Origin of the sequence: Falsiroseomonas sp. E2-1-a20 (assembly GCF_051433195.1) — a bacterium.
GTDB lineage: Bacteria > Pseudomonadota > Alphaproteobacteria > Acetobacterales > Acetobacteraceae > Falsiroseomonas.
The window spans coordinates 61,393-81,409 of the sequence record NZ_JBHMFT010000017.1; the positions used below are offsets into that span (position 1 = coordinate 61,393).

14 protein-coding genes are annotated in these 20,017 nt (G+C 74.6%); 7 read left to right on the plus strand and 7 right to left on the minus strand.

The genetic code is table 11. The annotated features are described in order from the left end of the window. The first annotated feature begins 38 nt into the window (after positions 1 to 38). From ACFHPP_RS19775 to ACFHPP_RS19785, 3 genes are read left to right on the plus strand one after another with little or no spacing between them, the layout of a single operon-like run. Positions 39 to 1,193, plus strand: coding sequence for an efflux RND transporter periplasmic adaptor subunit (locus ACFHPP_RS19775; RefSeq protein WP_437164953.1), 1,155 nt, complete (start codon positions 39 to 41; stop codon positions 1,191 to 1,193). After that, on the plus strand, positions 1,190 to 4,300 hold the full coding sequence (locus ACFHPP_RS19780; protein WP_437164954.1) for an efflux RND transporter permease subunit: 3,111 nt from the start codon (positions 1,190 to 1,192) through the stop codon (positions 4,298 to 4,300). Before ACFHPP_RS19775 ends, ACFHPP_RS19780 begins: the two co-directional genes overlap by 4 nt. Positions 4,301 to 4,357: 57 nt before the next feature. After that, entirely contained in the window at positions 4,358 to 5,929 is a 1,572-nt protein-coding gene (locus tag ACFHPP_RS19785; RefSeq protein WP_437164955.1) for a GMC family oxidoreductase, read from the plus strand. A 3-nt stretch (positions 5,930 to 5,932) separates the two neighbouring features. On the opposite strand, the gene ACFHPP_RS19790 is transcribed toward ACFHPP_RS19785, so the two are convergent. From ACFHPP_RS19790 to ACFHPP_RS19810, 5 genes are read right to left on the minus strand one after another with little or no spacing between them, the layout of a single operon-like run. Beyond that, the gene (locus ACFHPP_RS19790; RefSeq protein ID WP_437164956.1) at positions 5,933 to 7,102 is read right to left on the minus strand and encodes a hypothetical protein; all 1,170 of its coding nucleotides are present in this window, start codon (positions 7,100 to 7,102) and stop codon (positions 5,933 to 5,935) included. Then, the gene (glpK, locus tag ACFHPP_RS19795) at positions 7,099 to 8,589 is read right to left on the minus strand and encodes a glycerol kinase GlpK (protein WP_437164957.1); all 1,491 of its coding nucleotides are present in this window, start codon (positions 8,587 to 8,589) and stop codon (positions 7,099 to 7,101) included. The genes ACFHPP_RS19790 and glpK overlap by 4 nt, the downstream gene beginning before the upstream one ends. Continuing rightward, positions 8,586 to 9,668 (minus strand): hypothetical protein, encoded by a 1,083-nt coding sequence (locus ACFHPP_RS19800; RefSeq protein ID WP_437164958.1) that lies wholly within the window; start codon positions 9,666 to 9,668, stop codon positions 8,586 to 8,588. The genes glpK and ACFHPP_RS19800 overlap by 4 nt, the downstream gene beginning before the upstream one ends. Beyond that, the gene (locus tag ACFHPP_RS19805) at positions 9,665 to 10,846 is read right to left on the minus strand and encodes a hypothetical protein (RefSeq protein ID WP_437164959.1); all 1,182 of its coding nucleotides are present in this window, start codon (positions 10,844 to 10,846) and stop codon (positions 9,665 to 9,667) included. The genes ACFHPP_RS19800 and ACFHPP_RS19805 overlap by 4 nt, the downstream gene beginning before the upstream one ends. Then, positions 10,830 to 12,290: a hypothetical protein gene (locus ACFHPP_RS19810; protein ID WP_437164960.1), complete on the minus strand. Its 1,461-nt coding sequence runs from the start codon at positions 12,288 to 12,290 to the stop codon at positions 10,830 to 10,832. The genes ACFHPP_RS19805 and ACFHPP_RS19810 overlap by 17 nt, the downstream gene beginning before the upstream one ends. Positions 12,291 to 12,866: 576 nt before the next feature. Here ACFHPP_RS19810 and ACFHPP_RS19815 point away from each other — a divergent pair. The 4 genes from ACFHPP_RS19815 to ACFHPP_RS19830 are packed head-to-tail and all read left to right on the plus strand — an operon-like array spanning position 12,867 to position 17,650. After that, positions 12,867 to 15,104 carry a hypothetical protein gene (locus tag ACFHPP_RS19815; protein WP_437164961.1) on the plus strand — a complete coding sequence of 746 codons (2,238 nt, stop codon included), beginning with the start codon at positions 12,867 to 12,869 and terminating at the stop codon, positions 15,102 to 15,104. Further along, the gene (locus tag ACFHPP_RS19820; protein ID WP_437164962.1) at positions 15,101 to 15,796 is read left to right on the plus strand and encodes a glutathione S-transferase family protein; all 696 of its coding nucleotides are present in this window, start codon (positions 15,101 to 15,103) and stop codon (positions 15,794 to 15,796) included. Before ACFHPP_RS19815 ends, ACFHPP_RS19820 begins: the two co-directional genes overlap by 4 nt. 10 nt (positions 15,797 to 15,806) lie before the next feature. Then, a complete protein-coding gene (locus ACFHPP_RS19825; protein ID WP_437164963.1) occupies positions 15,807 to 16,463 on the plus strand; it encodes a DUF1028 domain-containing protein in 657 nt (218 codons plus the stop codon). Between the two features lie 11 nt (positions 16,464 to 16,474). Beyond that, on the plus strand, positions 16,475 to 17,650 hold the full coding sequence (locus ACFHPP_RS19830) for a M20 aminoacylase family protein (protein WP_437164964.1): 1,176 nt from the start codon (positions 16,475 to 16,477) through the stop codon (positions 17,648 to 17,650). Positions 17,651 to 17,730: 80 nt separating this feature from the next. Here the strand turns inward: ACFHPP_RS19830 and moaB are convergent, their stop codons facing one another. Both moaB and ACFHPP_RS19840 read right to left on the minus strand, forming a co-directional pair. Further along, a complete protein-coding gene (moaB, locus tag ACFHPP_RS19835) occupies positions 17,731 to 18,270 on the minus strand; it encodes a molybdenum cofactor biosynthesis protein B (RefSeq protein WP_437164965.1) in 540 nt (179 codons plus the stop codon). A 20-nt stretch (positions 18,271 to 18,290) separates the two neighbouring features. Beyond that, the gene (locus ACFHPP_RS19840; protein ID WP_437164966.1) at positions 18,291 to 19,970 is read right to left on the minus strand and encodes a lytic transglycosylase domain-containing protein; all 1,680 of its coding nucleotides are present in this window, start codon (positions 19,968 to 19,970) and stop codon (positions 18,291 to 18,293) included. Between the last annotated feature and the right edge of the window lie 47 nt (positions 19,971 to 20,017).

Consider the following 20,017-nt stretch of genomic DNA (forward strand, 5'->3'; position numbering starts at 1 on the left):
CGGCTGGACTTCCCCGGCACGGCGTGCCGGAATCCGATATGTTCGACAGCAGGATCACCCCCGACCCGACCGCCCGCGCCACAGCCCCTCGGGGGCGCCGCCGCGGCTGGCTGCTGCTCGGCCTGCTGCTGGCCCTGCTGACCGCCGGCGGGATCTGGGCGCTGCGCGAGCGTGCGCCTGCCAACGTTCCTGCCGCAACACAGGCAGCCGGCCCTGCACCCGTGCTGACCATCGCCCTGGCCACCGCCGCCACCCGCCCCGTCGCCACCTCCGTCACCGCCGACGGCTCCGTGGTGGCGTGGCAGGAACTGGCGCTCGGCGCCGAGATCGGCGGCCTGCGCCTGGTGGAAGCCCCGGTCGAGGAAGGCCAGTCCGTCCGCGCCGGGGACCTGCTGGCGCGCCTGGATGACGGCGTGCTGGCCGCCCAGGCGGCGCAGGCGGAGGCCGCGATCCTGGAGGCCGATGCGGCACGGGATCTGGCGGTGGCCGACCTCGCCCGCGCCGAATCCCTGGTCCGCACGCAGAGCGCCTCCGTGCAGGTGGCCGAACAGCGCCGCGCGGCCGCCCTGCAGGCCGAGGCCCGCCTCGCCTCCGCCCGCGCCCGGCGGGACGAGGCGGTGGCGCGGCTGGCGCAGACCCGCATCCTGGCGCCCACCGATGGCATCGTCGCCCGTGTCACCGCCCGCATCGGCGCCGTCACCGGCGCGGGGCAGGAGATGTTCCGCATCCTGCGCGACGGGCGGCTGGAACTGGATGCCCGCGTGCCCGAACTCGACCTCGCCGCGATCCGCCCCGGACAGGCGGTGACGGTGCGGCATGGCGGCGCCAGCATCGCCGCCGAGGTGCGCGCCATCGCCCCGCTGGTGGCGCCCGAGACTCGGCTCGGCATCGTCCATGTCGCGCTGCCGGCGGATTCAGGCCTGCGCCCCGGCATGTTCGCCGCCGCCGAGATCGCAGGCCCGGTGCGGCAGGTGGTGATGGTGCCCGCCGCCGCCGTGGTGTTCCGCGACGGCGCGCCGCAGGCCTTCGTGTTGCCCGACGGCACCGACCGCGTCCGCATCCGCCGCCTGGTCGCCGGCGAACGGCAGGACGGGATGGTGGAGATCCGCGAGGGGCTTGAGCCCGGCGAACGGGTCGTCGTCACCGGCGCCGGCTTCCTGGCCGATGGCGACCTGGTGCGCGTCTCCCCATGATCGAGGAGAAGCACCGGAACATCTCCGGCTGGGCGATCCGCAACCCGGTCGCCACCGCCGTGATCTTCCTGCTGCTGACGGTGGCGGGGCTGTTCGCCTATCCGATGCTGCGCATCAACAACAGCCCCGACATCGACCTGCCGGCCGTCGTCGTCTCCGTCGTGCAGTCCGGCGCCGCGCCCTCGGAACTCGAAAGCCAGGTGACGCGGCGGGTGGAGGATGCGGTCGCCGGCCTCGGCGACGTCAAGCACATCACCTCGACCGTCGTCGATGGCAGTTCCACCACCGTCATCGAATTCGCGCTCGGCAAGAACATCGACCGCGCGACCAACGATGTGCGCGACAAGATCGCGCAGATCCGCAGCGACCTGCCCGCCAGCATCCGCGACCCGGTCATCACGCGGGTGGAGGCGACCGGCGGCGCCATCGTCACCTTCACCGTCGCCTCCCCGCGCATGACGGTGGCGGAACTCAGCTGGTTCGTCGACGACACCATCGCCAAATCCATGCTGTCGGTCAGCGGCGTGGCGCAGGTCAACCGCGTCGGCGGGGTGGAGCGCGAGATCCGCGTGGCGCTGCGGCCGGACCGCCTGCTGGCGCTCGGCATCACCGCCAACCAGGTGAACCAGCAGCTGCGGGAGCAGAACATCAACCTGCCCGGCGGCCGCGGCACCGTGGGCAGCGGCGAGCAGACCATCCGCACCCTGGGCTCCGCGCCCAGCGTGGAGGCGCTGCGCGAGCGCAGCATCATCCTGCCGAATGGCCGCACCGCGCGGCTCGGCGAACTGGCCGAGGTCGAGGACGGCACGGCGGAGGTGCGCACCGCGGCGCGGCTGGATGGCCGCCCGGTGGTGGCCTTCGAGATCCTGCGCACCCGCGGATCGTCGGAGGTCCGTGTCGCCGACGGCGTCATGGCGCGCGCCCAGCGCCTCATGGCCGAGCATCCGGAGGTGACGATCACCCCCGTGACCTCCACCGCCGTCTTCGTCCGCGCCGGCTTCCACGCGGCGGTGGAGGCGCTGGTCATCGGCTCGATCCTGGCGATGATCGTGGTCTGGCTGTTCCTGCGCGACTGGCGCGCCACGATCATGGCCTCCATCGCCATGCCGCTGTCGCTGATCCCGACCTTCTTCGTCATGCAGATGCTCGGCTTCTCGCTGAACAACGTCACGCTGCTCGGCCTGACGCTGGTGGTCGGCGTGCTGGTGGACGATGCGATCGTCGAGATCGAGAACATCGTCCGCCACATCCGCCAGACCCCGGGCATCAGCGTCTACCGCGCGGCGCTGGATGCCTCCTCCGAGATCGGGCTGGCGGTGGTGGCGACGACGGCGACCATCCTCGCGGTCTTCGTGCCCGTCGCCTTCATGCCGGGCATCCCCGGGCAGTTCTTCCGCCAGTTCGGCCTGACCGTCGCGGCCGCCGTCGCCTTCTCCCTGGTCGTGGCGCGGCTGCTGACCCCGCTGCTGGGCGCCTACTTCCTCAAGGCGGACGACACGCCGGCGCGGCCGGATGGCTTCGTGACGCGCGGCTACATGGCCATGCTCGGCTGGTGCCTGCGCCACAAGCTGACCACGCTGGCGGGCGGCGTGCTGTTCTTCGCGCTGTCGATCGCGCTGGTGCCCTACATCCCGCGCGACTTCGTGCCTGGCGCCGACCGCGGCCGCGCCTCGCTCGCCATTGAACTGCCGCCCGGCGCCTCGCTCGCCGAGACCGAGGCGGTGGTGCAGGAGGCGACGCGGATCATGCTGGCGCGGCCGGAGGTCACCTCCGTCTTCGCCAGCATGGGCACGCTGACCAGCGGCGGCCCGCCCGGCCTCGGCACCGTGACCCGCGCCGGCGACCCGCGCACGGCGAACCTCATCGTCTCCCTCGTGCCGATGTCGCAGCGCGCGCTGAGCCAGGCGCAGGTGGAAGCGGCGCTGCGGCCGGAGCTGGAACGCCTTCGCGGCGCCCGCATCCGCTTCGGCGCGGATGGCCAGAGCGGCTCGAAGCTGCAGGTCACGCTGGTCGGCACCGACAGCGTCGCGCTGGCCGCGGCCTCCCGCGCCGTGGAGGCGGAGATGCGGGCGCTGCCGGAGTTGGCCGGCGCACGCTCCACCGCCTCCCTCGCCCGGCCCGAATTGCAGATCCTGCCGATGCAGGCGCGCGCCGCCGAACTCGGCGTGTCCGTCACCGCCATCGCCGGCACGGCGCGGCTGGCAACCGTGGGCGACGTGGACCAGGCGCTGGCGCGCTTCAACCTGCCGGACCGGCAGATCCCGATCCGCGTCATGCTGGACCAGCGCGCCCGTGGCGACCTGAACCAGTTGCGATCCCTGCGCGTGGAGGGCCGCGCCGGCATCGGCGTGCCGCTGGAGACGGTGGCCGAAATCCGCCACGGTTCCGGCCCCGCCCAGATCGACCGGCTGGACCGGCTGCGCAAGGCGACGGTGGAGGCGGAGCTGAACGGCCTTCCGCTCGGCGAGGGCACCAGGCTGATCGCGGGACTGCCCAGCATGCAGAACCTGCCACCCGGCGTGCGCGAACAGCCGACCGGCGACACGGAGGTGATGGCGGAGCTGTTCGGCGGCTTCCTGATGGCGCTCGGGTCCGGCGTGCTGCTCGTCTACCTGGTGCTGGTGCTGCTGTTCGGCGGCTTCCTGCAGCCGCTGACGATCATGAGCGCGCTGCCGCTGTCGCTCGGCGGGGCGCTGATGGCGCTGCTGCTGGCACAGAAATCGCTCGGCGTCTCCGCCGTCATCGGCGTGCTGATGCTGATGGGCATCGTCGCCAAGAACTCCATCCTGCTGGTCGAATACGCCATCATGATCCGTGGCGACGGCGTGGGGCGGGAGGCCGCGATCGTCGAGGCCGCACGCAAGCGCGCCCGGCCCATCGTGATGACGACCATCGCCATGGTGGCCGGCATGACGCACATCGCGCTCGGCATCGGCGCGGACAGCGAATTCCGCTCGCCGATGGCGCTGGTGGTGATCGGCGGGCTCATCACCTCCACCCTGCTCAGCCTGATCTTCGTGCCGGTCGCCTATGTCTACATCGACCAGGCGGAGGGCTGGATCGCGCGCCGCTTCCGGCCACGCGGCGCACCGGCACCGGCGGAGTAGCTTGTCGGCGGGGCCGCAAGCTGGTTGCCTGCGGGTCGCCACCAGCGGAGCCAGACGATGCAGCCCTTCGACGTGATCGTGGTCGGGGCCGGCTCCGCCGGCGCACCGCTCGCCGCCCGGCTGTCGGAGGATGGCCACCGCCGCGTGCTGCTGCTGGAGGCCGGGCGCGACTGGCGCGCGGCGGAAGCGCCGCCAGCGCTGCGCAGTGCCAACATCATCCCCTTCATGCACGACCCGGCACACCAGGCGGCCTGGCAATGGCCCGGGCTGATGACGCGCCGCACCGCCGTACAGGCGCCGAAATTCTACTGGCGCGGCAAGGCGATGGGCGGGTCCTCCGCGGTCAACGCACAGATCGCCATCCGCGGCGTGCCAGCCGCCTTCGATGCCTGGGCGGAAGCCGGCTGCGAGGGCTGGTCCGGACGCGACCTGCGGCCGTTCCAGGATGCGATCGAGGATGATGCCGATACCGGCGTCGCCCCCGGCCTCCGCCAGGGCGGCCCGCTGCCGGTGTTCCGAATGCCGGTGGCGGAATGGGGCGCCGTCGATCTCGGGCTGCGCGACGCGGCGCTGGCGGCGGGGCATCCCTGGAAGCCGGACCTGAACGCGCCGGAGGGCGAGGGCGTCTCCTGCAACCCGATCAACCTGCGCGACGGCCAGCGCATCACCACCAATGACGGCTACCTGGAACCCGCACGCAGCCGGCCGAACCTGGTGATCCGCGGCGGCGCGCTGGTGGACCGCGTGCTGTTCGAGGGATCTCGCGCCCGCGGAGTCCGGGTACGATTGGATGACGGCTGGCAGGAGATCCTGGCGCCAGAAATCGTGCTCTGCGCCGGCGCGATCCACAGCCCGACCATCCTGATGCGCTCCGGCCTCGGCCCGGCCGCATCGCTGCAACGCCTCGGCATCCGGGTCCTGCACGACCTGCCGGCGGTCGGCCGCAACCTGATGGACCACCCGATCCTGCGGGCAAGCCTGGTCCTGAAGCCGGAACACCGCGCGCGCGGCGCCGATGCACGCCACACCAATTGCTGCGTCACCTACAGCAGCCGCCTGGCCGGCGGCGGCGAGCGCGACATGATCCTGATCGCCTACAACCACCGCGGCCTGTCGCCGGATGGCGAACCGGCGGCACAGGGCGCGGTCGGCGTCGCGCTGTACGATGCCTTCTCCCGCGGCGAGCTGTCGCTGACCTCCGCCGACCCGGAGGCGCAGCCGGTGGTGGAGGAGAACATGCTGGCGGATGCGCGCGATCGCCTGCGGCTGCGCGACGGCGTGCGTCGCCTGGCGCGGCTGACGGCGCTGGACCCGCTGGCCCACCTGGCCGAGCGCATCCATTTCGGCGAGAGCGCGCTGTCCATGGATCAGGCCGCGGCGCTCGACGACGATGCGCTGGATGCGCTGATGCTGGCCGAGGCCGGCGACATCCAGCACGCCGCCGGCACCTGCCACATGACGGCTTACGAGGACCCGCGCGGCGTGGTGGACCCGGATCTCGCGGTGCGCGGCGTGACCGGGCTGCGGGTGGCGGATGCCTCCATCATGCCAACGGATTGCCGCGCCAACCTGCACTTCACCTGCGTGCTGATCGGGGAGGCGCTGGCGCGGCGGATGCGCGCCGGCTGAAGCTCAGCCCAGCACAGCCGCCAATCCGCGACCAAGTTCCACCAGATCAGCCTCGGCAAGCGCCGCCGGATGCACCACCAGCACGCCGTCGCGCAACCGGGACTGGTTCACATGGATGGCGGGGCGGCGGGCGCGCAACGCGGCCTCCGCCCGGCGCGCGGCCTGCGCATCGGCGCAGCGCAGCAGCAGCAGCGGCGTCGGGCCGGGCAGGATTTCGACGCCCGGCCGGTCGCCCATCGCATCCCGCACGGCCCGCAGCCGCGCCAGCATCCGCGCGCCCCGCGCCGCATCGCCCTCCGCCACGAAGCGCCGCAGCGCGACCAGCAGGCCCACCACCTCCTCCTTCCCCGCCTTGCAGGACCGGCCGATGCCGTGGCGCGGCAGGAAGGGCAGCATCTCGTTGCCGGCGAACTCCACCGGCAGCCGGAACTGTGCGTCCGGCAGATCCAGGTCCAGCATCTGCAACAGCGCCGAGGCGACCAGGGGTCGCCGCCCCGCCAGCATCCCGCTGGCCTGCGGCCCGCCGATCGCCTTGCCTCCGGAGAAGGCCACCAGGTCGGCGCCGGCCTCGATGAAGGCGGTCAGGTTCGCCAGCGGCGGAAGCTGGGCCGCCGCATCCACCAGCACCGGCACGCCCGCCGCATGGGCCACGCGCACCACCTCGGCCAGGGCGGGTTCGGACCAGGGCTGCGCCACCCAGAACACCGCCGCGGTCTCCGGCCCGATCGCCGCGGCGATCTCGCCCACCGAGGCATCGCGCACGCCGGCGCCGGAGAAGCGGTCCGGGATGCCGACCTCGACGATGCATCCGCCGGCCACTTCCAGCGCGCGGTCGTACATGTTGCGCTGGCTGCGGGCCATGACGAACGCCCGGCAGGCCCCTGGCGCCGGCAATGCGTTCATCGCCATCGGGTCCATCCCGGCGAGGCAGGCCGCCGCCCCCAGCAGCAGCGCGGCGGAGGCGCCGCCGGTGACGATGCCGGCCTCCGCCCCGGTTGCCGCCGCGATCTCCTGGCTCGCCGCGGCCTGGACATCCAGCATGTCGAAGCAGGCAGCGGAGGCTTCCGCCATCGCCGCCGCGACCTCCGGCGCCATGATCCCGCCGGACAGGCGCGTGACGGTGCCGGCGGCGTTGATCACCGGCACCAGGCCCAGTTCGGCCAGCGCATTCATCGCGTCAGCACGCGCCGCACCGCGTCCTGCCAGCCGGCGTGGCGGCGATCCGCTTCGGCGCGCGGCATGGCCGGCTGGAAGCGGCGATCCAGTCGCCAGTGAGCGACCGCCGGCCCCGGCGGCGGCAGCAGCCCGGCCTGCAGGCCGGCGAGGTAGGCAGCGCCGAGCGCCGTGGTTTCCTGCACCTCCGGCCGGTCGACCGGCGCGCCGAGCAGGTCCGACAGTGCCTGCATGGCGAAGTCGGAGGCGGTCATGCCGCCATCCACCCGCAGCACCGTCTGGCCACGCGCGGCGCCCCAATCCGCCTGCATCGCCTGCACCAGGTCGCGGGTCTGGAAGGCGACGCTTTCCAGCGCGGCGCGGCAGATCTCGGCCGGGCCGGTGTTGCGCGTCAGGCCGAAAATCGCGCCGCGCGCCTCCGCATCCCAATGCGGCGCGCCGAGGCCGGTGAAGGCGGGTACGAAATACACGGCCTGGGCCGGGTCCGCCCGCGCGGCCAGCGCGCCGCTTTCGGCAGCGTCCCTGATAAGGCCGAGCCCGTCCCGCAGCCATTGCACCGCCGCGCCCGCAATGAAGATGGCGCCTTCCAGCGCATAGGTCCGCTGCCCACCCAGTTGCCAGGCCAGTGTCGTCAGCAGCCGGTTCTTCGACGGCACCGCCACGTCGCCGGTGTTCAGCAGCAGGAAACAGCCGGTGCCGTAGGTGGATTTCACCATGCCCGGCGCGAAGCAGGCCTGGCCGAGCATCGCCGCGTGCTGGTCCCCCGCCATGCCGCGCACCGGCACGGCGACGCCCAGCAACCCAGGTTCCGTGGTGCCGAATTCGGCAGCGTTGTCGCGCACCTCCGGCAGCACCGAGTCCGGGATGTCGAACAGCCGCAGCAGGTCGGCGTCCCAGCAGCCGCGGCGGATGTCGAACAGCATGGTGCGGGCGGCGTTGGTGGCGTCCGTCGCATGCACCCGCCCGCCGGTCAGCCGCCACAGAAGAAAGCTGTCGACGGTGCCGAAGGCGAGGTCGCCGCGCGCCGCCGCCGCCCGCGCGCCGCCGACATTCTCCAGCAGCCAGGCCAGCTTGGTGGCGGAGAAATACGGGTCGGGCAGCAGCCCGCTGCGCTCCGCGATCAGCGCGCCGGCGCCCTCCGCTGCCAGCCTGGCGCAATGCGCCGCGGTGCGGCGGTCCTGCCAGACGATGGCACGGTGGATCGGCCGGCCGGTGGCGCGGTCCCACAGCAGGGTGGTCTCGCGCTGGTTGGTGATGCCGATGCCGGCCAGGTGGTCGGCGCTGGCGCCGCCCCGGGCCAGGGCCTCGCGCATCGTCGCCACGGTGGCCTGCCAGATGTCTTCCGGCTCGTGCTCCACCCAGCCGGAGGCCGGGAAATGCTGCGGCAGTTCGCGTTGCGCCGCAGCGCGCGGCGCCAGATCCGGCCCGTGCAGGATGCTGCGGGTGGAGGTGGTGCCCTGGTCGATGGCGAGCAGCAGGCCCTTCATCCCTTGGTCTCCGGATGTCGCAGCACCAGCAGGAAGGCGAAGGCGGTCGCCAGCACCGGCGCGGCGAAGCCGCCGGCCCGGGCCAGGTGTGGCCCGGCCAGCGCCAGCAGCGGCCCCAGCCCGGCCGAGAGCCCCGCCAGCAGCAGCGCCGACAGGATGGCGGGCGCCAGGGCGGCACGGCTGAGCAGCGTTGCCTGCAACACCGCGAAGGCCGGCAGGAAGGCGGCGCCCAGCAGGGCCAGGCGGAATCCGGGAAGCCCCTCGGCCGGGATCAGCCCGGCGGCGGCCGGCGCCGAGCCGATCGCCAGCCCCAGCCCCACCGCCAGCGCCTGCAAGGCCAGCAGCCGGGTGCCGAGGCCGAAGGGCGTCAGCCCGCGCGCCAGAACCACCAGCGCCAAGCCCGGCAGCGCCACCAGCAGCGCCAGGGAGGTGCCCATCAGCCGGCCTTGCAGCAGATGCGCCGAGACCGGCCCGGACAGCACCGCCAGCGCCAGCGCCAGGCCCGCGAAAGCGGGGCCCAGGCCCCGGCGCAGCGCCGGCCGCCCATGGCGTCGCGGCGTCGCCAGCACCGGCACGGCAGCGCGGAACCCGGCCACGGCCGCACCCGCGCCCAGCCCCCAGAAGGCCCCCGCGAGGCCGCCGATGCCCAGCGCCAGCAGCAGGCCGAGGCCAAGTCCCGCCGCCAGCGCGGCCAGAGGCGGCAGCCCATAGGCCGCGGCGATTCCGAGCCCGACCCACAGCAGGCACAGCGCCGCCGCCGCCATGGCCCCCGGCAGCGCCTGCGCCATCGGCAGCCGGTCCAGCCCGTACAGCAGCGCGAAGGCCGCCGCCGCCGCACCCGCCGCCGCGAGGCCGAGTGGCAGGGCCACGGTGCCGCGCAGCGCCGCGAGCAGCGCCACCGGCGCGCCGAGCAGCAGGGACAGCGCCACCACCATGAACATTGCCAGGAATTCGCCGCCCGCCCCGGCCAGCCGTAGCAGCAGCAGGCCGACCAGCGCGGCCAGCCCAGGCCCGAGCCAGGCGCCCGCCGCCAGCGCCCCGGCCGGGCCGAGGATCACGGGTTGCGGACCGTGCATCATGCCGGGGCCTCCGCCAGCCACAGCCGCCAGGCGGCGGCATGCGGACCGGCCGAGGCCAGGGACTGCGAAGGTGCCGCACCCTCATGCAGCGCCTCGGCCTCCAGCAGCGGCCGCCAGCGCAGCACCAGGGCCTCGAGCGCCGCGAAGTCGCGGGCGCGGAACAGGCATTCCGCCAGCCAGCCGATCGCCTCGAATCCCGCGCTGCCCTGCGCCACCGCCGATTCCAGCGCCAGGCGAGCCGACGGAAGATCGCCCAGCGCCAGCAGGTTGCGGCCCAGCGCCGCCTCCGCCTCGGCATCCGGGCCCTCGGGACCGGGCTCGGCCAGCGCCTGCCACAGGCCGGCGGCCTCGGCGCGGCAGGCATCGGCGCGCGGCGGCTCCAGCAGGCCCGAAAACGCGGCGCGGTCGAGCGCGCGGGCCAGGTCCCGGTCCATCTGCCTTTGCAGCGGCCGGCTGGCGGCGGCGGATCGCCCGCGGCCCCGCAGCGCCTCCACCGCCTCGAGCAGCCGGCGCTCCGCCTGCGGCCGCAGCGCTTCCGCGCGGGCGCGGACCTGCGGATCGGGGTCGCCGAGCGCCAGGCGCAGCAGCGCCGCGCCGCCGGACCGCCCCGGCTGCACCGCCAGTTCCAGCGCCTGCGCCTTCTGCCGGGCATGGCCCCAGCGCAGCACGTCGCCGAGTGATTCCAGCAAAAGCCCGGCCGGCAGGGCGCTGCCACCGCGCGCCCCGGCGATGGCGGCCAGCCGCGCATCCAGTGGGTCCTCCGGCAGCGGCGCCGGCACGTCGCGCAGCCGTCGCGGCACGCCGCCGATCAGCGCCGCCACCGCGCCAGCGATTGCAAGCGGACCGAGCGCGGGCAGCAGCGGCGCCAGCAGCCGCAGCACCAGTCCGGGCCAGCCCGCGGCGCCAACCTCCTCGCGCCGCAGCAGGAACGGCAGGGCCAGGCAGCAGGCGAGGTGCAGGACCAGGGCCGCCAGCCACAGCCCGAAGGACAGCGCCGCCACCACCACCGCCTGCGCCAGCACCAGGCCGAGCAGCGCCTGCCGCGCACCCGCCTCGCCGGGGGCCGGCATGGCGCGGCGACGCTCCGCCACGCGCCGCTCCGGGCCGGAATAGGGCGCCGCCGGCCGGCCGGCATCGACCGCCCGGCGCAGCGTCCGCCGCCTATCGGCCATGGCCACCGGCCGGCGGCTCCTGTCCGGGCTGCATCGGTGCAGGCCGTGCCGGCTGAGGGCGATGCAGCAACGCCACGCCCACCACCACCTGCGCGGTTGCCGCCGGCGCGCGTTCGGCGAGCAGCCCGCGCAGCCGTGCCGCCGCGATCTCCGCCCCCGCCACGGCGGAGCCAGGCAGCAGGATGGACAGGCGGCGTTCCTCCAGCCGCGATTCCAGCAGCAGGTCGGAGCCGCGAAACGCCTCCGCCATCGCCGCCCGCGTCGCCTCCAGCGCCGCCGCGCCGCGCGGGCCGGCGGGGATCTCGGCGGACAGCAGCGCCAGTTCGAAGCCGAGCCGCCGTGCCATGCCGGTCATCACCGCGATGGCCCGCGCGGCCTCGTCGCCCGGCACCATCAGTCCGCCACCCGCGAGACCCGCGGCATGGCCCTGCGGCGCGACGCCGGCGGCCTGTTCCGCCGCCTCCCGCGCCCGCGCCTCGGCCAGCGCCGCGCCGATCCAGGTGGCGGCCGATTCGAGCGCGGCGATGGTCTCCAGCGCGAGGTCGGCGAAGCCGATATCCTCGATCCTCACCATGCCCAGCAGCGTGTCGTCCCAGGGCGAGAAGACCGGCGCGGCCAGGATGCCCTCGCCGCCCAGCGCCAGCCGGTCCGCCAGCCTGGTCGCCACCAGCGCGCCACGGCCCTGGCCCAGCGCATCGGTCAGCGGGCCGGGCAGCAGGGTCTGCGCCAGCCGGCTGCCGGCCGGCCAGCCCTCGGCTGCGACCAGGTGCAGGGTGTTGTCCTCGGCCAGCCAGAAGGAACAGGCGGTGCAGCCGGTGGCCGCGCGCAGCAGGCCGGTGGCGCCGCGCACCACGCCCTCCGTCCCGGTGCCGAGGATGCGGGCGGCCTCGAACACCGCGGTGGTGGCCTGCAGCCGCGCGCCAAGCCGGGCATCCAGTTCCAACGCCCGTTCGGCCAGGCGTTCGTTCGAATCGGCGATGGCATCGCGGTCCGCCTGCGCTGCGGCGGCGGCGGCGCGGGCGGCGCCGAGCTGGCGGCGTGCACGGTCCGTGAAGTACCCCACCAGACCGGCCATCAGCGGCCAGGCCAACGGCAGCGCCCAGGCGCCGGCATTCCAGACATCGGAGGCGACGGCGAGGCCGAGCCGCAGCATGCCCGCCGCCAGCGCCACCGCGATGCCGGGCAGCAGGCCGTAGCGCGCCGCGACATACAGCACCGGCAGCATGAAGGGGGAGCCCGGCCAGTTCGCGAAGCCGGTGCCGCCGGTGACCACCGCATCCAGCCCGGCTAGCAGCGCCAGCAGCAGGAACCCCTCCAGCAGCGGCCGCAGCGGCAGGTCCAGCGGCGGCAGGTTCGGCAGCGGCAGGCCGGGGAGGACCGGCGCGGCGCGGACCGGCGTGGCGGCCGGTTCGGGTGGAGCGGCCGGCTGCGGCGGCGCCTCGACCGTCACGGCAGGCCTTGCGGGCGGCGCCAGTGGCTTCGGCGCCTCCGGCGGAGCAACAGGCTTCGGCGCCTCCGGCGGAGCAACAGGCTTCGGCGCCTCCGGCGCCATGGCCCGCAGACGGGCGACCGCGGCATCCGCGGGGCGGTCCGGGCGCGACCACGGCCAGCGTCGCCGCCGCCGAACGGGCCGTGGGTTGCGATCATCCTGCGCCTGGGCCCCGGATGTCTGAAACGCCGTGGGCTGAGCGGGCCGCCCGGCCTCCGCGGATGCCGGCGGCTCCACCGCAGGCGGCATCCGGCGCCGCGGCGGCGCGGGCGGCGCATCCGTCCGGGCGTCAGGCTGCGGCGACGCGGCCTCCGGGCGACGGCCAGCCGAGGCGGTCGGCATCTTCAACCCTGCATCCCCGATCCTGTCGCCGGCCCCGCCGCGTCCGCAGCCCCCATCTCAACCACATATCGACACTCCACCCGCAGGACCAGCCCTGGCACGCCCCGCCCGACGCCGCCGCAGCGCGGGATCGGGCACCGCCCCTGGCCAAACCCCTGGCGGGCCGGACGCCACCCCGCTACCAGTTGCATCGCGATGTCCGCCACCACCGCCCTCCCCGAGCCGGACTCCCACGACCCTCTCCGGGCCGGGCCGGAGGCGCGCCGCTTCGGCCTCGCCCTCGGCGCCGCCACCCTCGCCGCCCTCGCCGCCGCGACGCTGCTGCCGCCGCCTGCCGCACCACCACCCGCCCGCAGCATCGACATCCTGCGCCCGGCGGAGGACCGGCTGGCCGCCAGCCTGGAACGCCTGGCCGCCGCCAATCCCGCGGACGCTGACTCGCTGCGGCGCCTGGTGCACCAGCTTCGCGCCAGCCACCGCCCGCTGCAACTCGCCATCGCGCTGGAGCGCCTGCACGGCCTGACCGGCGAGCCGGAGCCGCTGCGGGAGGCGATGCAGCTCCGCGCCGAACTCGGCGATGCGGCCGCGGCGCGCGCCGCGCTGGACCGGCTTTCCGCCACCGGCGCCGCGACGGAGCAGGAGGCGCTGCGCCTGGCGGCGCTCCGCATCGAGGCCGGCGACGCCGCCGGGGCCTTCGCCGGGCTGCTCGCCGCCACCAGCCGCACCCCGACCCCGGAACTGGCGCTGCGCGCCATGCAGGCCGCCGCCCGCCTGCCCGACCCGTCGCTCGCCATGCGGCCGCTCGGCGGGCTGCTGGCGGAGGTGGCGCCGGACCTGGCGGAGGCGCTGCGCCGCGTGCTGATGGGCGATGGCCGTCCCGACCTCGCGCTCTACCTGCTGGAAGGCCTGCCGCCCGAGGACCAGTCCCGCCCCGCCACCGGGCTGCTGCTGGCCCAGGCGGAGGCGCGGGCCGGCTGGGCGGGCGCGGCGCTCACCCGGCTGATGGCGCTGCGCGCGACGGAGGGCCTGCCGCCCGGCGGCGGCGCCCTGCTGGTCGAACTGGCGCTGCGCGAGGGGCAGGTCGAGGAAGCCTTCGCCGTCGCGGCGCTGCTGCCGCCGGACGCCTGGCCGGCCGACCTGCCGATGCGGCTGCACGAGGCGGCCCGCGCCCAAACCCGTGACGCGGGCGGCCAATCCGGGCTGTTCCGCCAGATCGACCCGCAGCGCCTGGCCGCCCGGCCCGATGCCGCCGCCGTGGTGGCGCTGGCGCGCGGCGACCGCGTGGCGGCGCGCCGCTTCGCCCAGGCGGCGCTGGAACAGCCCCCGGATTCGGTGGAGGGTGCCCGCGGCGTCGCCGCCGTGCTGCGCGAACTCGGCCAGGACCAGGCGGCGCATGACCGCCTGCGCCGCGTGGTGCAGGGCGAGAACCCGGACCCCGGCAGCATCCGCCTGTTCGCCGAACTCGCCGCCCTGCCCGAACGCCGCGCCGCCGCGCTGCCGCTGCTGGAACGCTGGCGCGGCCAGGGGCCGGTGGCGGGGGAGGCCTGGTTGCGGCTGGCGCTGGCGGAGGGGCGCCTCGCCGATGCGGCGATGTTCCTGCGCGGCGGCGGCACCGCCTCCCCCACCGCGCTGGCCGGCACGCTGTCCATGGCGGCGCAGCAGCGCGACCCGGCGCTGGCGGAAGCCGCCGCCGCCGCGCTGCGCGCCGCGCCCGCCTTGCCCGAAGGTTGGACGACCGAGGAAGTGGCGGTGGCCGCCGCGCTGTCCCGACCGCTGAACCCCACCACCCTGTCCGCCGCGCTGAACCTGCTGGCCTGGGCGGCGGAGGCCGCGGCACGCGACCGCGTGGTGCTGCTGCTGGCCTCGGCGCCGGAAGCCGGCGCGGCCGCGGCGCAGCTTTCCGGGATCCAGCATCCCGCCATCCCGCGCCTCAAGCGGGAGGCCGGGGCGTCCGGAGAAGCCGGGACCGCGCGGCTGGCACTGCTCGCGGTGCTGGCGCCGGAGGAGGCAACGCCGCTGCTGGCGGCGCGGGCGGAGTCCGAGCCCGCTCGCTTCGGCGCCGCCCTGGTGCTGGCCCGGCTGCGCGCGGAGGGCATGGGTGCCGGCGTCGAGGGGCTGCGCGGCCTGCTGCCGAGGCTGTCCCGCCCGCAGCAGGAACAGGTGCTGTTCCTGTCGCTGGCCTCCGCACCGCAGGCGATGCAGCCGGCGCTGCGCGGCGTGGCGGAGGAGACCCTCGGGGCCGGCTGGCGGCGCCGCTACGAATCCGTGCTGACCCGGCAGGGTCGCCGCGCCGAACTGATCGCCGCGCTCCGCGCCCGCGCCGCCCTCGCCGACCTGGCGGAGCGGGAGGAGATCGCATTGCGGCTCGACCAACTCGGCGATGCCGCCGGCGCCGCGGCGATCCGCCGTGGCGAGGATGAGGAAGCCCCATGACCGCCTTGCGCCTGTATGACCTGGCCGGAGCCGATCCGGCCCGCCGCTTCAGCCCCTATTGCTGGCGCACCCGGATGGCGCTGGCGGCGAAGGGACTGCCGGTGGAGACGATCCCGTGGCGCTTCACCGACCGCGAGGCGATCGGCGCGCATGGCGGCGACAAGGTGCCGGTCCTGCTGGATGGCGAGCGTGCCGTGACGGATAGCTGGACCATCGCCGAGTACCTGGAGGACACCTACCCCGACCGCCCCAGCCTGTTCGGCGGTGCGGGCGGCCGGGCGCTGGCGCGCTTCGTCAACACCTGGACCGATGCCGTGGTGAATGCCGGGCTGGTGCGGCTGGTGGTCTCCGACATCCCCGGCGTGCTGGCCGAGGTCGACGCGGCGTATTTCCGCAGCAGCCGGGAGGCCCGCTTCGGCCAGGCGCTGGAGGCGGTGACGGCGGATCGGGACCAGGCGGTGGAGGGGTTCCGGCGCGACCTGCACCCGCTGCGCATGACGCTGCGCGCGCAGCCCTTCCTCGGCGGCGCGGCGCCGCTTTATGCGGACTGCATCGTCTTCGGCAGCTTCCAATGGGCCCGCTGCGTCAGCCCGTTCAAGGTGCTGGCCGCGGATGACCCGGTGGAGGCCTGGCGGCAGCGGATGCTGGACCTGCATGGCGGCCTCGCCCGGCACGTCCCGGCCTTCGATTGAGCGTCGTCGGATGACCTTCTCCCTCATCGGCCGCTGCGCCCGCACCGGCCAGTTCGGGGCGGCGGCCACCACCTCCTCCCTCGCCGTCGGTGCGCGCGTGCATGCCGTGGCGCCTGGCGTGGGCGCGGTGCTGACGCAGCATCGCACGGACCCGCGGCTCGGCCCGCGCGGCATCGGGCTGCTGCGGTCCGGCTGCACGGCGGCGGAGACGGTGGCGGCGCTGGTCGCCTCCACCCCCGACCATGGCTGGCGGCAACTGGCGGCGATCGACCGGGATGGCCGCACCGCGCATTTCCACGGCGCCGATGTGAAGCGCGAATTCGGCGCGGCGCATGGGCCGGACGTGGTCGCCATCGGCAACATCCTGTCCAGCGCCCAGGTGCCGGATGCCATGGCCGCGGCCTTCGCCGCCGACCCATCGCTGCCGCTCACTGAGCGCCTGCTGCGCGGGCTGGAGGCCGGGGAGGAAGCGGGCGGCGAGCATGGAGCGGTGCGCTCCGCCAGCCTGCTGGTCTTCGGCGCGCACGACTTCGCCCTGGTGGATCTGCGCGCCGATGGCCACGCGGCACCGATCCCGGCGCTGCGCGACCTGTGGGCCGAATACGCGCCGCTGGTGGACGCCTATGTGGTCCGCGTGCTCAATCCCGACACCGCCATCGCGCTTTGAACGGACACCCCATGCCCATCATCAACCGCCTCGCCGACATGCAGCCCGAGATGGAGGCGTGGCGCCGCGACCTGCACACGCATCCGGAGTTGCGCTACGAGGAACACCGCACCGCGGCGCAGGTGGCGAAGCTGCTCGCCTCCTGGGGCATCGAGGTCCACACCAACATCGCCACCACCGGCGTGGTCGGCGTGTTGCGCGGCCAGGGCAGCTCCGGCCGCAGCATCGGCCTGCGCGCGGACATGGACGCGCTGCCGATGACGGAGGCGACCGGCCTGCCCTATGCCTCGAAGACCCCCGGCGTGATGCATGCCTGCGGCCATGACGGCCACACCACCATGCTGCTCGGCGCCGCCAAGTACCTGGCGGAGACGCGCAACTTCGACGGCACCGTGAACTTCATCTTCCAGCCGGCGGAGGAAGGCGGCGCCGGCGCCAAGGTGATGATGGATGAGGGGCTGTTCAGCCGCTTCCCCTGCGACAGCGTCTACGGGATGCACAACGACCCCTCCCTGCCGATCGGCGAGGCCGACATCCGCGACGACGTGATGATGGCGGCCTCCGACGTGTTCAGCATCACCGTGCGCGGCAAGGGCGGCCACGCGGCGCGGCCGCATGGCGGCATCGACCCGGTGGTGGTCGGCGCGCAGATCGTCATGGCGCTGCAGACCATCGTGGCGCGGCGCGTGGATCCGCTGGAATCCGCGGTGATCTCCACCACCCAGTTCCACTCCGGCACCGCGAGCAACATCATCCCGGACGAGGCGATGCTGAACGGCACCGTGCGTACGCTGAACCCGGCGGTGCAGGATTTGGTGGAGGCCGCGATGCGGCGCGTGGTGGAGGCGACGGCCGCGGCGCATGATGCGGTGGCGGAGTTCACCTACAAGCGCGGCTATCCCGCCACGGTGAACCATGCCGAGCAGGCCCGCCTCGCCGCCCGCATCGCCACCAACGTGCTGGGCGAGGGCAAGGTCCGCCGCGACATGCCGCCGGTGATGGGCGGGGAGGATTTCTCCTTCATGCTGCTGGAGAAGCCGGGTGCCTACATCAAGCTCGGCCAGTCCGCCGGCGCCAAGGGCAGCGCGCCGGTGCACACGGTGCAGTACGACTTCAACGACGACCTGCTGCCGATCGGGGCAAGCTTTTTCGCCGGGATGGTGGAGCAGGAGCTGAAGCGGGGCTGACGACCGGGGCTGGGCTCCCCCTCACCCAACCGTTCAACGCATGCGTTGAACCCCCCAAGGGGGAGAGGGCTTTCGGGGGCTCAAGCGGCGCGCAGGTGTTCCTGCAGGCGCGGCATCAGTTCGACCAGGTTGCAGGGCCGGAAGCGGCTGTCGAGCTGGTGCGCCAGGATGTCGTCCCAGGCATCCTTGCAGGCGCCCGTGCTGCCCGGCAGCGCGAACAGGTAGGTGCCGCCGGCGACGCCGCCGATGGCGCGGGACTGGATGGTGGAGGTGCCGATCTTGGCGTAGCTGAGCATGCGGAACAGCTCGCCGAAGCCGGTGATCTCCTTCTCCAGCACCCGGGCGAAGGCCTCCGGCGTCACGTCGCGGCCGGTGATGCCGGTGCCGCCGGTGGTGATGACGCAATCGACCTGCGCATCAGAAATCCAGGCGCGCAGCTGCGCCTCGATCAGCGCCGCCTCGTCCTTCAGGATCTCACGCGCCACCAGCCGGTGGCCGGCCGCCGTGATCCGCCCCGCCAAGGTCTCCCCACTGCGGTCGGAGGCAAGGTCGCGCGTGTCCGACACCGTCAGCACCGCGATGTTCACCGGCACGAATTTGCGCGTCTCATCCAAAGGCATGGTGGCACCCGCCCAGAAATTCAGCGCGAGACCAGCATCGCCGCCACCGCCGGCGCCCCCTGGAACTGCGGGAAGCGCCCTGTCGCCATGGCATCCAGGGAAGGCGAGGGCAGGCCGAGCCGGGTCGCGTAGATCCAGGAATAGGCCAGCACGCGCTGCACGAAAAGCCGCGTTTCGCCGACCGGGATGCTCTCGATGAACAGGAAGGGGTCGCCGCGGTGGCGCACCGCCGGCAGCCAGCGGGACAGGTTGCCGGGGCCGTTGTTGTAGGCCGCCAGCAGCCGGATCAGGTCGCCATCCACCTGGTTGTGGCTGGCCAGGTAATGGACGTAGCGCTGGCCCACCTCCAGCGAGAAGCCAGGGTCGTGCAGCCGGGCCACGTTGGCGCCGGCCAGGCTGCGGTCGCCGGTGACGTAGCTGGCCGTTGCCGGCATGATCTGCAGGATGCCGCGGGCCCCGGCAGGCGATACCGCGCGCGGGTTGAAGTTCGATTCCTGCCGCGCCAGCGCATAGACCAAGGACGGGTCCATGCGGAAGCCGTTCATCGGCTCCAGCCGCGGCAGCGGGAAGCGGGCGAAGTCGCGCGGGCGGCCATCGGCGGATTGCGACAGGCTGGCGATCTGCGAGGCGAGGTCGGACATGCCGGCCTGGGAGGCGACCAGCAGCATGGCCCGCGCCACGCCCGCATTGCCCTGCACCCGCGGCCACAACGACCTCAGTTCGGCCTCCGCCCGCCCCGCCTGGCCGATCTGCAGCAGCGCCAGGGCGCGCCAGCCGGCGGCGGTCTCGGCGATCGCCGCGGCCTCCCCGCTGCCGGCCACCTCGCTCTGCCAGGCGAAGCCCATCGGCAGGCCGAGCGCGCGCCGCGCCACCAGGCCGTAGAAGGTCCGCGGCTCCTGCGCCGCCTGCATCATCCAGGGCACATAGGCCTGCGGGCGGCGGGCGCGCACGGCGGCACGCGCGGTCCAGAAGGCGGCCGCCGCGCGGGTGGCGGGGGCGGCGAGTTCGGATCGCGCCGCGTGCTCGAAATAGGCCAGCGCCGCTTCCGGCCGGTTCAGCGCCCAGGCGGCGAGGCCGGCGATGTAGCCCGGCATGGCGCTGCCGCCGGATTGCCGCGCGGCGGCGGAGGCGATGGCGAAGGCTTCCTCGTCGCGGCCCTGCTGCAACTGTGCCTGCGCCACCTCCGCCCGCAGCAGCGCGGCATAGGCCCCGGAGGCCCGGCTGCGCTCGATCAGGGCCAGCGCGTCGGCCGCATCCTCCCGCGCCCGCTCCCGCACGCTGCGGTCGAGCGACGGGTTGCGGGTGATGCTGCGGGAGAACGGCTCGCGCTCCTCCGGCACCACGTCGGTGCCGTCGCTCAGCGCCTCCTGCCGCGGCAGGGCGGGCAGGACGGTGCCGCGCGGGGCGCGGCGTTCCAGCAGGGCGTGCAGCGCGGCGGCGTCCGGGTGGTCCGCATGGTCGGTCAGCCAGGCCACCACCTCGGGCAGCGGCGCGGCCTCCGGCCGGCGCAGCCAGCGATCGGCCAGGACATGGCCGAGCAGGCGGCGATCCTCCAGCCGCTCGGTCTCGCGCGCGGCCTGGGCGGCCTCGCCACGGGACTGCAGCTCGAAAACGCGTTGCAGCCTCTCCGCATCGGAGGGGGCGAGCGGTTGCGGGAACCCGGCGGCCTGGCCCCGAAGCGTGGGACGCGGGACGCTCATGGCGGTCTGGTCGAACCCTTGCGCGACGGCAGGGACCTGAGCCCCCA